The organism is Enterococcus sp. DIV2449a, assembly GCF_051711225.1.
In the GTDB taxonomy this organism is placed as follows: domain Bacteria; phylum Bacillota; class Bacilli; order Lactobacillales; family Enterococcaceae; genus Enterococcus_D; species Enterococcus_D casseliflavus.
Genome location: NZ_JBIOME010000001.1, coordinates 1,614,375 through 1,629,432, shown reverse-complemented (window position 1 = coordinate 1,629,432; position 15,058 = coordinate 1,614,375). Strand labels below are relative to the sequence as shown.

The 15,058-nt window shown below is 41.9% G+C and carries 14 protein-coding genes; 4 read left to right on the top strand and 10 right to left on the bottom strand.

Annotation, left to right across the window (positions count from 1 at the left end):
• Positions 1 to 177: 177 nt before the first annotated feature.
• Positions 178 to 1,644 carry an alpha-amylase gene (locus IGI76_RS07610; RefSeq protein ID WP_015509620.1) on the bottom strand — a complete coding sequence of 489 codons (1,467 nt, stop codon included), beginning with the start codon at positions 1,642 to 1,644 and terminating at the stop codon, positions 178 to 180.
• 205 nt (positions 1,645 to 1,849) lie between these two features.
• Between IGI76_RS07610 and IGI76_RS07605 the strand changes: the two genes are divergently transcribed.
• From IGI76_RS07605 to IGI76_RS07595, 3 genes are read left to right on the top strand one after another with little or no spacing between them, the layout of a single operon-like run.
• Complete coding sequence (locus IGI76_RS07605; RefSeq protein WP_201691688.1) at positions 1,850 to 2,605, top strand: DeoR/GlpR family DNA-binding transcription regulator; 756 nt, start codon at positions 1,850 to 1,852, stop codon at positions 2,603 to 2,605.
• Positions 2,602 to 3,519 carry a 1-phosphofructokinase gene (pfkB, locus tag IGI76_RS07600; RefSeq protein WP_015509619.1) on the top strand — a complete coding sequence of 306 codons (918 nt, stop codon included), beginning with the start codon at positions 2,602 to 2,604 and terminating at the stop codon, positions 3,517 to 3,519. Before IGI76_RS07605 ends, pfkB begins: the two co-directional genes overlap by 4 nt.
• 13 nt (positions 3,520 to 3,532) lie before the next feature.
• Positions 3,533 to 5,458 carry a PTS fructose transporter subunit IIABC gene (locus IGI76_RS07595; protein ID WP_201689037.1) on the top strand — a complete coding sequence of 642 codons (1,926 nt, stop codon included), beginning with the start codon at positions 3,533 to 3,535 and terminating at the stop codon, positions 5,456 to 5,458.
• Between the two features lie 42 nt (positions 5,459 to 5,500).
• Here the strand turns inward: IGI76_RS07595 and IGI76_RS07590 are convergent, their stop codons facing one another.
• The gene (locus IGI76_RS07590) at positions 5,501 to 6,832 is read right to left on the bottom strand and encodes a hypothetical protein (RefSeq protein WP_086295257.1); all 1,332 of its coding nucleotides are present in this window, start codon (positions 6,830 to 6,832) and stop codon (positions 5,501 to 5,503) included.
• Positions 6,833 to 6,960: 128 nt separating this feature from the next.
• Here IGI76_RS07590 and IGI76_RS07585 point away from each other — a divergent pair, with 128 nt between their 5' ends.
• The gene (locus IGI76_RS07585) at positions 6,961 to 7,137 is read left to right on the top strand and encodes an SPJ_0845 family protein (RefSeq protein ID WP_254777463.1); all 177 of its coding nucleotides are present in this window, start codon (positions 6,961 to 6,963) and stop codon (positions 7,135 to 7,137) included.
• A 112-nt stretch (positions 7,138 to 7,249) separates the two neighbouring features.
• Here IGI76_RS07585 and IGI76_RS07580 read toward each other — a convergent pair whose 3' ends face one another.
• The 8 genes from IGI76_RS07580 to IGI76_RS07545 all read right to left on the bottom strand — a co-directional run bounded on the left by IGI76_RS07580 (position 7,250) and on the right by IGI76_RS07545 (position 15,002).
• Positions 7,250 to 8,131, bottom strand: a complete 882-nt coding sequence (locus tag IGI76_RS07580) for a helix-turn-helix transcriptional regulator (protein ID WP_086295255.1) — start codon at positions 8,129 to 8,131, stop codon at positions 7,250 to 7,252.
• 171 nt (positions 8,132 to 8,302) lie between these two features.
• Positions 8,303 to 8,887, bottom strand: a complete 585-nt coding sequence (gene yihA, locus IGI76_RS07575; protein ID WP_005225967.1) for a ribosome biogenesis GTP-binding protein YihA/YsxC — start codon at positions 8,885 to 8,887, stop codon at positions 8,303 to 8,305.
• A gap of 69 nt (positions 8,888 to 8,956) precedes the next feature.
• Positions 8,957 to 10,201, bottom strand: coding sequence for an ATP-dependent Clp protease ATP-binding subunit ClpX (gene clpX, locus IGI76_RS07570; protein WP_010748174.1), 1,245 nt, complete (start codon positions 10,199 to 10,201; stop codon positions 8,957 to 8,959).
• A gap of 226 nt (positions 10,202 to 10,427) precedes the next feature.
• On the bottom strand, positions 10,428 to 11,711 hold the full coding sequence (gene tig / locus IGI76_RS07565; RefSeq protein ID WP_201689035.1) for a trigger factor: 1,284 nt from the start codon (positions 11,709 to 11,711) through the stop codon (positions 10,428 to 10,430).
• A 119-nt stretch (positions 11,712 to 11,830) separates the two neighbouring features.
• Positions 11,831 to 12,778 (bottom strand): hypothetical protein, encoded by a 948-nt coding sequence (locus IGI76_RS07560; RefSeq protein WP_201689033.1) that lies wholly within the window; start codon positions 12,776 to 12,778, stop codon positions 11,831 to 11,833.
• 37 nt (positions 12,779 to 12,815) lie between these two features.
• On the bottom strand, positions 12,816 to 13,646 hold the full coding sequence (locus IGI76_RS07555) for an RDD family protein (RefSeq protein WP_333719117.1): 831 nt from the start codon (positions 13,644 to 13,646) through the stop codon (positions 12,816 to 12,818).
• 2 nt (positions 13,647 to 13,648) lie between these two features.
• A complete protein-coding gene (sppA, locus tag IGI76_RS07550) occupies positions 13,649 to 14,680 on the bottom strand; it encodes a signal peptide peptidase SppA (RefSeq protein WP_086295247.1) in 1,032 nt (343 codons plus the stop codon).
• A 31-nt stretch (positions 14,681 to 14,711) separates the two neighbouring features.
• Positions 14,712 to 15,002, bottom strand: coding sequence for a hypothetical protein (locus tag IGI76_RS07545; RefSeq protein WP_194186084.1), 291 nt, complete (start codon positions 15,000 to 15,002; stop codon positions 14,712 to 14,714).
• Positions 15,003 to 15,058: the final 56 nt, after the last annotated feature.

Sequence of the window (15,058 nt, the reverse complement as noted above, 5' to 3'; positions counted from 1 at the left end):
ATTATAGCATTATCCGGGAAAGGGGAAAACCGAACGCTTTGAAAACTTTTAATTAAAAGCGCTCTGATTTTTTCCCTTACGATTCATGCGATTTTTCAAGAGAAAGCAGGCTTGGTTTGTTTACATAATAAAAAGGCTGTAAACCTACCAGCCTTTTTATTCGTTTGAAGATTTTGGTTAACTAAAGTACTTCTCTACTAGTTTTTCATTTACATAAATCGAGACTTGCCCATCATTGACCGGGAAAACACCTTTTCCGGTATCATCTAAAACAACTTTCGCTTCATTGTTTCTCAATATATCCACGAATGTCTCTCCACCATGGATCGCACTGATAGTCATTTCTTTTTCCGCTCCTTGGGCATTGGTCATCACGACCGCTAATCCAGAAAGCTCATGTTCATAATCGCCAGTTAATACCCAGCCAATGCAATTAGGATCATCGAAATAATCGACTTGATTCCCGAATGCAAGCTTCTCCCGAAGTTTCAGCATATGGACCAGCGCATCCCCGACAGGGGCGATTTCTTGCGCGGGAATCCCAAATAAATCCCCCCAGAAAACTACTGGTACGCCAGCTTTACGTAAAAGGATCAATGAATAGGCATGGACTTTGAACCATCCGTCTATCCAAGATTGTAAACTTTGCCCAACCTGCGTGTCATGATTATCCACAAAAGTCACTGCATAATCTTCGCGAGCGGCGGTCAACGTACCTGCAAAAATTTGGCTCATATCGTATTCGCCATTTGAGTGAGATGCTTCATATAAATTGTAGTGCAATGGCACATCAAATAAATAAATCAAATTTCCTGAAGAATCTAAATACTCTTCTAATTTTGGCAGATCCCCTGACCAATATTCTCCGACAACAAATAGTGGTTTGCCTTTTTCCTCGCGTCGGTTTAAGATCCAATCCGCGTAATAGTTGAACTCAATGTGTTTGACCGCATCTAGTCGATACCCGTCAACGCCGGTCAGTTCTTGGTACCATTGGCCCCATTTATTGAGTTGTTCCACTGTTTCGGGATTTTCCATGTCCAAATCACAACCCATTAAGTAGTCGTAATTGCCCATCTCATCATCCACTTGGTTTTCCCAGCCCTTGTCAGCGAAGTTAAAAATCCCGTGGTCTTTGTTGCGGTCATCATAATCGACACCAGAAAAATTATGCCACGTCCAAACGTAATCATTGTACGTCCCCTGACGTCCTGGGAATGTGAACTTGGTCCAAGCTTCGATTTCTTCCTCATCACTGATCGGTTCATTACGGTTTTCGGTATTGTATTTAACCGCTGGAACGACTTCTTTTTCATCGGCACCAATCAAGTGATTGAAAACGATGTCGGCATAAACCTCTATTCCTTGTTCTTGCAGTGCTTTGATGGCTTCTAGGTATTCATCCTTTGTCCCATATTTTGTTGGCACCGACCCCTTTTGATCGAATTCGCCTAGATCATAATAATCATAGACACCATACCCAACGTCTTCGGACCCAGCTGTCCCTTTATAGGCAGGCGGCAGCCAAATTGCGGTAAATCCATACTCTTTGATTTCTTTACTCATTTCTTTCAATTTGTTCCAGTGCTGGCTATCTGCCGGCAGGTCCCATTCGAACCCTTGTAAAATGACTTTGTTATTCATTTATTTATCCCCCCTTACTTCAATTAAGCCAAATAATAGTAAAAATTGTCAAATATAAGGATAGCTATTAAATCAAAATGACGGTTATCATGACCGTTTATGACCGATTCCATTTATTCACGCTTTCATTTTGAATGTTTTTTACTGTTTATGATTGATTTTGAACGAATCATATGGTATCATGGCAGGTGAAGAGGTGATGAAAATGCTTACAGAGGAGCGTCATCAAGCGATTTTGGCACGATTGGAACAAGAAGAAATCGTCAAGGTCAGTGACCTGATTCAACTGTTGGATGCTTCAGAATCAACGATCCGTCGAGACCTGCAAGAGTTGGAAGACAAAGGATTTTTAGTCAGAATTCACGGTGGAGCCAAGAAAAGTCAGCAATTAGGCTTCGAACCAAACATGTCAGAAAAAACGGCGAAGTTTCAAACGGAAAAACAAAAGATAGCAAGAGCAGCTGCCCAGACGATCAAAAATGGTGAAGTCATTTACTTAGATGCTGGCACAACGACCCTCGAAATGATTCCTTTCCTATCGGCTATCTCAGGCCTTAAGGTGGTCACAAACTCCGTCAAACACGCTTCCCTATTGATCGATCACGGGATCGACACCATGATTTTAGGGGGAACCATTAAGATATCGACGAACGCTGTGTTAGGGATCAATGCTGGTAAGCAACTGCGAAAACTACGCTTTAATCGTTGCTTTATGGGCATGAACGGGGCTCATTCTGAGGCTGGATTCACAACACCTGATCCTGAAGAAGCCCTGATCAAGCAGATCGCTTTAGAGCACAGTCAACAAGCCTATGTCTTGCTAGACCATTCCAAATTTCAGCAAACGACTTTTGCTCAAGTTGCTTTTATCGAAGGTGCGACGATCATCACCGATTATTGCCCAAAAAACTATTTAGCGAAATTCAGAGCAAAAACAACCATTATGGAGGTAATACAATGATTTACACAGTAACACTCAATCCATCGATCGACTTTATCGTCCATGTCGATCATTTGGAAATCGGCGCCCTTAATCGAATGAAACAAGACTTTAAACTACCTGGCGGCAAAGGAATCAATGTCTCACGGATTTTGAAACGCATCGGCATCGCCTCGACTGCCCTTGGTTTCGTTGGCGGATTTACTGGTCGTTTTATTGAAGAGTGGCTGACCAAAGAGGAAATCAACAGCAACTTTACCCAAGTCGCTGCGGACACACGAATCAATATCAAACTAAAATCCGGCGAAGAAACAGAAATCAACGGTCTTGGTCCAGTCATTCGCCAGCAAGAAATTGCTGAATTGAAACACCAATTAGCCACTCTTTCTGCCGAAGACATCGTCATCCTATCAGGAAGTAAACCAGCTGGTCTTCCAACCGACTTTTATAAAGAATTGATCAAAATCGTTAAAGAAGCGGGTGCGGAATTTGTCATTGATACGACCGGCGCGGAACTTTTTGATGCTTTATCCGATCAGCCTTTGCTGATCAAACCAAATAATCATGAATTAGCCGAACTTTATGAAACTTCTTTTTCAACAATCGAAGATATTTTGCCTTATGGTCAAAGAATGCTAAAGGATGGCGCTAAAAATGTCATTGTCTCTCTAGGCGGCGATGGCGCCCTGCTCTTTACTGGCAATGAGATCTATCGATCCAATGTGTTGAAACGACCTTTGAAAAATTCAGTCGGCGCTGGAGATTCCATGATTGCTGGATTCATTGGGCGTTATGCAAAGACCAAAGATGTGGTTGAAGCATTCAAATGGGGAGTCGCTTGTGGCAGTGCCACTGCGTTTTCAGATGATTTAGCTGAGGCGTCATTTATCGAAGAATTACTACCGGAAGTCATAATTGAACAAGTGAATCTATAGGAGGATGGAAAAAATGAAAATCAATGAGTTGATGCTGAAAGATGCCATGATTATGGACTTACAAGCAACAGACAAAAAAGGTGCCATTGATGAAATGGTAGCAAAATTATATGCTGTCGGACGAATTTCAGATATCGAGGTCTACAAAGAAGGAATTCTTGCCCGAGAAGCTCAAACATCAACAGGGCTAGGTGAAGGCATCGCAATGCCTCATGCCAAAAACAGTGCGGTCAAAGAAGCGACGGTCTTATTCGCAAAAAGTAATGCGGGTGTTGACTATGAGGCGTTAGATGGACAACCAACGTACCTCTTCTTTATGATCGCAGCACCAGAAGGAGCAAATGATACTCATTTACAAGCATTAGCAGCGCTATCTCGCTTGTTGATCGATCCGGATTTCGTTGCTAAATTAAAAACAGCGACGACTGCTGATCAAGTACAGCAACTTTTCTCAGAAGCTGAGGCACAGCAAGAAGCCGATGCTTTAGCAGAAGAAGCGGCAAACCAAGAAGCAGCACTTGCTAGCGAACGTCCCTATATCGTCGCAGTTACAGCTTGCCCGACAGGAATCGCCCATACCTACATGGCAGAAGATGCTTTGAAAAAGAAAGCCAAAGAGCTGGGTGTTGACATCAAAGTCGAAACAAATGGTTCAGAAGGAATCAAAAATCGTCTAACAGAAGCTGATATCGCCCGAGCTACTGGTGTAATCGTAGCTGCTGATAAAAAAGTAGAAATGGATCGCTTTGACGGCAAACATTTAGTAAACCGTCCTGTCAGTGATGGTATCCGTAAAACCGAGCAATTAATCAATGAAGCAATGAGCGGTACTGCTCCTGTTTTTCATGGTAGCGGCCAAGCTTCTGATAAAGAGGACGCTTCTGCTGATGGTTCAGTCGGTCAACGAATCTATAAAGATTTGATGAATGGTGTTTCTCATATGCTGCCATTTGTTATTGCCGGTGGAATCATGATCGCTATTTCCTTCATGGTGGACCAGTTCATGGGTGTCCCTCAAGATGCCTTGAGTCAATTAGGAAACTACAACCAAGCAGCTTCTTGGTTCAATCAAATCGGTAGCGCGGCATTTGGTTTTATGCTACCTGTCTTAGCTGGATTTATCGCTTCAAGTATCAGTGACCGACCTGGATTGATCGTCGGTTTTGCAGCAGGTGCGTTAGCAAATACAGGTGGTGCTGGGTTCTTAGGTGCCTTGATCGGCGGTTTCTTAGCTGGTTACGTCATCAAGTTCTTACGTTCATTATTCAAAGGCTTACCAAAATCATTAGAAGGAATCAAAACGATCCTCTTCTACCCTGTTTTCGGCCTATTGATCACTGGCTTCTTGATGTTACTGATCAACGTGCCAATGAAAGCTATCAACGACGGTTTGAACAGCTTCTTGACTGGCTTAAGTGGTACCAACGCAGCTTTACTTGGCGCTTTGTTAGCAGCGATGATGGCAGCCGATCTAGGCGGCCCAATCAACAAAGCCGCTTATGTTTTCGGTACTGCAACATTGGCAACGACCGTTGCTGACGGTGGTAGCGTCGTGATGGCATCTGTAATGGCGGGCGGAATGGTTCCTCCATTAGCAATCTTTGTCGCAACGTTATTGTTCAAAAATAAATTCACAAAAGACCAAAAAGAAGCAGGTTTGACAAATATCGTCATGGGGCTATCCTTCGTCACAGAAGGTGCGATCCCATTTGCAGCAGCAGATCCATTGCGGGCGATCCCAAGCTTTATCGTTGGTTCTGCACTGACTGGTGCGCTTGTCGGTGCCTTTGATATCCAACTAATGGCGCCACATGGTGGGATCTTCGTTGTCCTGTTATTATCGAAACCAATTTTGTTCTTGCTATTCATCTTGATCGGTGCGATCGTTTCTGGCGTCGTATTCGGTTTGTTGAAAAAAGCGCCTGAGCAAGCAGCTTAATTGAAAAGACCCACAAGATCCTCGTGATCTTGCGGGTCTTTTTCATTCTTGATTGGTAAAAAGCTGCTGCTCGACTAACTTTTGGGTATTCATAAAATACACTCGAAGTTTCTTGCCATTCTTTTTTAGATTGACCCACGTATATTTGCGCGTGCGGTGCAAATACCCAAAATGAACATCCGGCATCGCTGCTTTCAATCCGTCTATTGGCAGCTCCTTCAAGGCTGTTTCTGGTAAATAAAATTGTAAGCAAGCTGTGTAGTCTTTAAAGCGATCCTCTGAGTAATCAATTTCGAGGTGATTCCGAATATAAAAGGCATATGCCTCGACCCCATCATCTACAGTCAATTCCGGTTTTAATACGATATAATCCATCATTCGCAACCGCTCTTGATCCACCCAAGGAAAATACGCTTGGGCATTCAGATACCCTTTCACTCGCCGCTCTTGATACTCTTCGTTCACGAGGTCGAAGCTTCTGGTGACAAAATGTGTCGCGCTGCGTTTTGTTGTCGGCTGCAGTCGATCATTTTGGTATTGGATGGTTTGGATCAAGTGATCCCCAAAGGCATATTCAATATATGGTTCTCTCAAAATACCGACCCCGTTATCCCAAGTCAATTGATCGATTCCAGTTTGATCGCGAAACAATCGCTGATAGGATAGATTCAATTCGTGATCCCACTGGAAAGGATCGCGATACAATTCCACCATCACGACCCCTTGGTCTCTTACCTGCACTTGCTCCACCTGTTGCGCATCAGTAATGATCACTTGAGGAATGATATGCGCGTAGAATGCCGAAAAGTACATGCGCCAGCAAGAAGTCAATGTATAGCCATTGTAAAAAACATCGTACCCAGCAAATTGATTGCAGTCGATGACGATTTCTTGTTCAAAATTTTTCCGCTTCGGTAACGCGTTGATTTCAGCAATCGATTGAAAATTTTGTCTTTTCTCGATTCCTTCGACGTTATGCATCAAGTACTCGTCATATGAACGCAAATAGCCGAACAAGCCATCTCTTTGCATCGTTTCATCAAAGTAACTTAAAATCACTGGTTTTTGCGCGGAAAACACCTCTTTTGTAAACAGATGCCGTTGTAAAACTGCCTCTTGAATGACATGGATACTAGACTCATTTTGTCCATCCGTGACAATAATTTCTGTATTGATTTCTTCAGGGGCGTTATGCAACAACCGACTGATTTCATCAAAATCATAAGGTTTCTTTGCTTGTTGATTGTAGTAGTATTCCGTCGGCTGATAGCTAAGACGAACCAAAGCGAACCAATTTTCAATCAACAAACGCAACTGTGCTGCTTCCATTTGGGTCGATTGTAGAAAGCCATAGATTTTTTCAGTTTTGATCATCGCTATCCCTCTTTTCTATCCCCTTTCTTTAATTATAGTAAAGGGGGAAACGATTGAACACTATTTCGCTTTTTTTGATGAAATCTACCACCGTTCGTGGTAAACTTAAGGCGCTTGGAGGTGAACCTATGGGCTTAAAATTCCAACGAGAAGACTCGCTAGATAAAATGTTTGATGATTTTGCCTTTCTTCCCGATAACGACAAAGACAAGAAAAAACAGGAAAACGATATTGAGCGTTTCTTGAAAAACGAACCTGCTGAAGAGAAAAAAACACAACCTAAAGATAGTAAGAAAGCAGACTAATAAAAAAGGCAAAGGACTCCATAGTCCCTTGCCTTTTTTACTTGTGGTAACAGAAAATGAGCCCCTGAAGCTACATATGTTTAACGATCAGAAACGGCATCTAGAGGTTTTCTTATAGCTCTTCATACAACATGCTTTGACGTAATCGCACCAAGCCGATGGTCAACAAGCAAAGAATAAAAAAGATGGTTGCTAAGATCGTCACCACGAAGATCATCACAAAAATCGGTGAGCTTGTAAAACGAATCATTGGTTCAAAGATAGTGGTTTTAATCAAGTCAGGGATCTCTGAGACTATGAGTTGTTGAATCGCTTGGTTAAAATCTTCCGTGGTTGAATTTGAGGGTAAAACAGCCATAAAGCTCCCTACACCATAATTAGCAACCCCAATCCAAGCAATTGCGACATTTGCTAGAGCGAGCCAGCCAATGCCAAGATTACCAACAACGATCGAGCCGACAGCAAGATTGCCAATCCCAACTAAAAAGCCAAAACAGAGGTTCCCTATTGCAATGACACCGGTGCTGACTGTCCCAATCCCCAGCATTCCGAAGGACAATAAGCCAATCGATAAAAAGCCTAAACTCACAATCCCCAAAGCAATAACCCCTTTGGCTTTGACACCAAGGCTAAACCAGCCGCTGGCAGTTGGTAGCTCTTTCATTAGAACAAAAAACTCTCGAACGCTCGTCACTTGATTCAGTAGTAAGAATAAATTAGGAATCAAAATGTGCATTAATGGAAGCCGCAGAACCGTCCGTTCACTTTTGTATTCATAATAGTAGGTTTCTTTCTTTTCTTTTAATAGCTCTTCCACGGGTGTGCCTAGTAAATCGGCTAGACGAACCAATGTCTCGATGTCTGGCAACCCATTTCCTCGTTCCCATTTTGAAATGGCCTTATCAGAAACAAATAACCTTGCAGCTAATTCCTTCTGTGTTAAGTTATATTTTGATCGATACTCTTTTAATTTTTTGCTTAATGATTCATGCATTCGACCACACCTCCTTGTTACAAGTTTAACAAATATCAAGGAGATTTTCGCTAAAATTGGGCAAATTTAGCACTCTATGCTACGTAGAATAGCGTAAATCAGCTAATTTCCACTGTAAAATGAGAAAAACCGAAGCAAGGGACTTTCTTGCTTCGGTTTCCTAATTGATAATTATTTTATTGCTGCTTCAATCGCTTTCCACGCTTCTTCTTTTCCTTGTTTGGTAATGGAAGAAAATAGGATAAACGTATCTGCTGGGTCAAAGGACAATGCTTTTTTGATCATACTTTCATGCTTGTTCCATTTCCCGCGAGGGATTTTGTCTGCTTTGGTGGCGACCACGATCACTGGAATCTCGTAGTATTTCAAAAACTCATACATTTGAATATCTTCTTGTGAGGGGGCATGACGTAAATCAACAAGAGATACGACTGCACGCAGCTGCTCTCTTTGTTCAAGATATGTCTCAATCATTTTCCCCCATTTCGCTCGCTCTGTTTTCGATACTTTTGCATAGCCGTAGCCGGGGACATCGACAAAATGCAGCGTATTTTCAATCAAATAAAAGTTCAGCGTTTGCGTCTTCCCAGGTTTTGATGAGGTACGGGCTAAATTTTTACGATTGATCAATGTATTGATGAAGGATGACTTTCCGACATTTGAGCGGCCTGCTAAGGCAATCTCCGGTAAAGGTGTAGCTGGATATTGTGCTGGAGAAACGGCACTGATGACGATTTCAGCATCATGTACTTTCATCGAATCGCTCCTTTCTATTTTTTCAAAAAGAAAGCCGGATAGCAATGAAACTATCCGACTTGGTCTCGATTAGACTGCTTTTTTGGTCTCTTCATTGTAAATGATTTTTGGTTCACCAAGTCCTTTTGCCGCTTCTTCCGTGATGGTGACTTTTTGGATCGACTCATCAGAAGGGACATTGAACATGACGTCCATCATGATATTCTCGATGATCGAACGCAACCCACGAGCACCGGTATTTCGCTCAATGGCTTGCGCAGCAATGGCACGCAAAGCCTCTGGCTCAAATTCAAGCTCGGTGTCATCTAATGCCATTAACTTTTGGTATTGTTTGACCAGCGCATTTTTTGGTTCAGTCAAAATATGCACTAAATCATCTACTGTTAATTTCTCTAGGGCAGCCATCACTGGCAAGCGGCCAATAAATTCAGGAATCAAACCGAATTTAAGCAAGTCTTCAGGAATGATTTGCTGCATCACGCTTTCGCCTTCTTCAAGGCGCTTATTGTTCGTGCCAAAACCAATTGTTTTTTCACCTAAACGGTTTTTAACGATGGTTTCGATTCCGTCAAACGCCCCACCAACGATAAAGAGAATATTGGTGGTATCAATTTGGATCATCTCTTGATGTGGATGTTTTCGTCCACCTTGTGGCGGTACACTAGCAGTCGTTCCTTCTAGGATCTTCAGCAATGCTTGCTGCACGCCTTCACCGGATACGTCACGAGTAATCGATACATTTTCACTCTTACGGGCGATTTTATCGATCTCATCAATATAGATGATTCCTTTTTCTGCCATTTCTACGTTATAATCAGCAGCTTGTAACAGTTTCAAAAGAATGTTTTCCACATCTTCACCGACATAGCCGGCTTCTGTCAAACTGGTTGCATCAGCGATTGCAAAAGGCACGTTTAGTGAACGTGCTAACGTTTGTGCCAAAAATGTTTTCCCAGAACCTGTTGGTCCGATCAAGCAAATATTGCTTTTTTGTAATTCTACATCTTCTGCTGTCGTTTCTACATTGACCCGTTTGTAGTGATTGTAAACCGCTACAGCCAGTGTCCGTTTCGCACGATCTTGTCCAATCACATATTCATTGAGAACATTCAGTAGTTCTTGCGGTTTCGGCACTTCGGTAAATTCACGAATTGCTTCTTCGTAAAACTCTTCATCAATGATTTCTTTACACAAATCGATGCATTCATTACAGATATAGACCCCAGGACCTGCAACGATCTTTTTCACCTCTTCTTGCGTTTTGCCACAAAAAGAACAACGAACAGCTTCATTACCGTTTGTATTATCGTACATACTGTTCACCCCTTGAAAATTTTCCAACCTATTTAAAGGAGTGGAATTTTGTTTACTAACTTTGCAGTCTTAAACAATCATATCATAACTTTTTTGAAAGAAAAAGTTCTTTTTACGTTGCCTAACGTTTTCTTATCATTTGTTAGTAATTGTTAAACTAGCCCCTCTTACTCCCAAGAAAAAACGGCAAACACCGCTAGATGTTCGCCGTTTTTAAGCATTTTGCTTACGCTTCTTTTGCAGTACCTGTGACAAGTTCAACTGCTTTCTTCATCGTGATATCATGTTTCAACATGTCTTCTGTTAAGACGCGTTTGATTTGATCCACTGGCATGTTGTAAGCTTCAGAAAGTTCTTTGATTTCGTTTTCGATATCTTCTTCTGTTGCTTCCAAACCTTCTGCTTTAGCGATTGCTTCAATAACAAGGTTTGTTTTCACGCGGGTTTCTGCTTCACCTTCAAATTGTGTGTGCAGATCTGCTTCAGTTGAACCAGTTAATTGATAATACATTTCTGGTGAGATTCCTTGACGTTGCATGTTGTTCAAGAATTCATCCATTGAACGGTGTACTTCATCATGAACCATTGAATGTGGTAATTCAACGATTTCTGCGTTTTCAACTGCTTGACGGATCGCAGCTTCATCTTTTGCATCTTCAGCTGCTTTTTCTTTTGATTCAGTCAATTCAGCACGGTATTTTTCTTTTAATTCAGCTAATGATTCAACGCTGTCATCAACGTCTTTTGCGAATTCATCATCTAATTCAGGAAGTTCTTTTGCTTTTACTTCGTGAACAGTTACTTTGAAGACTGCTTCTTTACCAGCTAAATCTTCTGCTTGATAATCTTCTGGGAAAGTAACGGTAACGTCTTTGCTATCACCAGCTTTTGTTCCTACTAATTGTTCTTCAAAACCAGGGATGAATGAGTTTGAGCCAAGTTCAAGTGAGTAGTTTTCACCTTTGCCGCCTTCAAATGTTTCTTCCCCTAAGAAGCCTTCAAAGTCGATAACGACTGTGTCGCCATTTTCAGCAGCTTCGTCTTCTTTGATAACTAATTCAGCTTGTGCTTCTTGTTCACGTTTGATGCGTGCATCCACGTCTTCTTCTGTTACTTCACGGTCTTGTTTTTCAACTGTTAATTCTTTGTAATCACCAAGTTTTACTTCAGGTTTTACAGTAACTTCTGCATTGATAACCCAATCTTGGCCTTTTTCCATGCTGTCAACGTCGATTTTTGGTTGCGCAACAGGATCGATCCCTGCTTCTTTTACAGCAGCTTCATAAGCTTCTGGAAGAACAGCGTTCAATGCATCTTCATACAACGCTTCTTCGCCGTACATACGGTTAAATACTTGGCGTGAAACTTTCCCTTTACGGAAGCCAGGTACGTTAAGATTGCCTTTCACTTTATTGAATGCAGTCGTCAAGCCTTTTTGGATTTCTGCTTGAGCGATCGTAAATGTCAAAACACCATCATTGGTGCCTGTTTTTTCCCATTTTGCAGTCATTTATTTCCCTCCGAATATTAATTGATTTACATATGAAATAGCTTCATGCATACCTTTAAATAGTACACTAACGTTGTTTAATTGTAAACATTTTACCATGAAAGTTGCGAATTTTTCTTTCAGCGAATGCTCAATCGTAGGATATTGCGTAGGTGTCGTTTGCGTTCTTCTATTTCATTCGCTGCTTTTGGCTGTTCTTTTTCTTCAAATAACCCACGATAATCTTCAATGTAGCTTGCCACCCATGCTTTTGCCTCCTCTTTTGCAGGTAAAAATGGGTAGCTGATGGCTAAATGATCATTGATTTCTGCTGAGACGCTTTCTGCTAAAATCGGATCTTCTTGGGCGATCGTTTCGTCAATCTCTTTCTGGATCGCTTTAACAGCGGCATCTTCTTGCAAAAGTTTTAACTCTTTCGGAACGATTTGCTGCATATTCCCAAGGTAATCGATCAGTTCAAAAGGTTCGTCCACTTCAAGACGCACGAGCTCATCCACTAATTTGGGCAGCAAATATGGATTTTTGATGGAAGCTAACGTTTCATGCATCAGCGTGACAAATTGTGGTTTGGTAATGGCTTGGGTAAAAACGTGCCATTCTGTAGCACTCACCGGTTGATTGGCTTCATCTAATGCACGTAAATGCTTGCGTTTCCCATGAAAATCTTCCAGCCCTAAAATTTGCTGCACTTCTTCTACCTTTGCTAATTCACTTGCTAACTGTTCCTGATAGCGGCTTGCAATTTTTGTTTTTTTACCTAATGTAAGCCAGCGCCGAGCTTTTAAATACTGACCATCCAAGATCAGCAGATGACCAATTTGTAAATACCCGTCGGTTTCTTTTAAATAGTCATCCAAATAGTCTTCCGCCAGATCTAACGCTTTGGCAAAATCATTCAACTGCTGCAGACATTCAACCAGCCATTGATTGATCTCAAAACTGGCATTTTTTTGATAGAGTTCATTGTACAGGCGAAAAGCTTGCAAAAACTCCTTTGACTGGTAGGCTTTTTCTGCCGCCAGCCGAAGCCGTTCATTTGGTCCTGGGAAATCAATCGTCTCACCCATTATCGATCCCTCCTTTACTACTTGCTTGATCTGCTAGTTAGTTTTGTGCGCCAATCATTACGTGATTGGCATCCACCTGTTTATTGAAAGCTTTGATCAGATTAATGGTCACCACACTGGTTTCTGCGAAATAATCCGCAGCCTGCTGCTTATTTTTATTAAAGACGATTGGCAAATAACCGAGATAAAAGAAAAGATTGAATTGTAATACGTAGCGTCCGCAAAGCTCGCGAATCAACACAGTTTGCCAGCTGAGTTCTTCCTCTACAAAAGAAACCACTCGAATACCAAAGAGCATTTTCCCAATGGTTTGACCATGATTTAGCTTTGTCATTAGAACAAAATAGCATAGATAGATTGCTAAGGCACAGATGTTGTAAAGGCCAAACCGCTGATTGGTTGCCGTTAAATTCGCTAGATTGTAGATACTACCGATCGTTATTTGGGTAATCGCTCGGATCACCAACACATCAACGAGATAAGCAAAGAAACGAATCCAAAACCCAGCAAAAAAGTAGCTAGGAAAATCATTGAAGAACCGTTTGTCTTCTGCCTGTTTTTCAGGTTCTTCGTACCGTTGCCAGGCTTGTTGTTTTTCCTCGATCTCGCTTTGGGTATACTCTTCTTCCTTAAAAGACGTCAAGACTTGTTGGTAAAAATCATCGGGATGATTTACTTGTGTGTTCCTCATCGCTTTGTTGGCAGTTACTGGTTCGGTTGTTTCTGAAACCTGTGCCTCAGTTGGCACATCCATATGATCGGTTGACGGTGTCGAGGTTTCCCGCTGTTCCCTTTGATCGATTGACGTACTTGTGTGATTGTCATCCGTTGACGATGTGCCAGCGGAATACTTGTTTTTCTCTGTCATAGTCATTCACCTCCATAATAATAAAGAGGTTTCGGAGCATCGCTGGTTCCAAGGCTTTCCATCAATTGGATCACCCGCTCTGTGTTTGATTCTTTTAATCCTTGTAGTTCGGCTAAACTTGAACCTAACCAAGTAGAAGCAAATCCAGTAGATGAAACATCATAGCTGAAAATCTCGGCATCTTCCAAGCCTAGATCTGCTTGCATTGCTGCTAATGTATCTTCAGGAAAACCGATTTCATCCACTAAACCAACGGACACTGCTTGCTGCCCATCATAGATACGGCCATCAGCGATCTTTCTAACGGCTTCTTCTGTCATGCCGCGTCCTTCTGCTACGATTTTAACGAACCGACCATAGGCATTGTCGACATAGGTCTGCAAGACTTCTTTGTCGGCTTCTGTTGGTTCTCTCGTTGCTGAACCTACATCTTTTAGCGCGCCACTTTTATACGTATTGTCTTCGATCCCTAGCTTTTCGAATAAGCCAGCATAGTTTAGCCCTGACATGATCACTCCGATTGAACCAGTAATGGTTTCATCCGTTGCAAAAATTTTATCAGCACCTGCCGAGATATAATAACCGCCACTGGCTGCCATGTTTTTCATACTGACATACATCGGAATCCCTAACTCTTTGATTTTTGCTAACTCCCGAGCGATCTCCGCACTTTCATAGACGCCGCCTCCAGGGGTATTAACTTCCATCAAGATGCCCCCAATAGTTGGATCTTCTTGGATCATCCGTAGTTCTTCCAAAAACCGCTGATGATCATAAGATTCCGTTGTGAATAAACCGCCACTGGAGCTGCTGGCGATGGTTCCTTCTAAAGATAAGCGAACGATGCGATTGTCTTGATCTCCGGCAACTAACGTTGTCTCTTCGATCGCATTACTTCCATAGAACAAAGCATTTAACCCTTGTAACGTCTGAGTTTCCTCTTGCTCTGGACGATTTGTGATTACTGAAAAAACCCCCGAGCAGATAAATAACCCTGCTGCGATCGCCACTGCGATCCATCTTCTTTTATTCATTCTCCCACCTAACTTTTCACCTTTCCCATTTTTAGTATAGATTTTTGATGACGATCACTGCTTCTTCGTCTCCAACCGCATCAAATTTCTCGCTTTTTTCAGCTAAGACGTAGCCACCAAAAAATTCCTTTGTTAGTTCATCTTGGACTTCGAATGTTTGCGCGGTTTCCACGGTGACTGATCCAGGCAAAATTTCTTGCAAGCTGTCCCAGCCCGTATCCAACATGACCTTTGTTTCATCTGTGACATTAGGATCTTTTTCTATCGAAGCTACCATTTTCTTTAGCTCGGAAAAAGTCATACAATTTACAAATTCTGGCATTTCATTCCCTCACTTTCTTACTTTTTTATTGTAGCGAACTTAAAAAAAAAAGCATA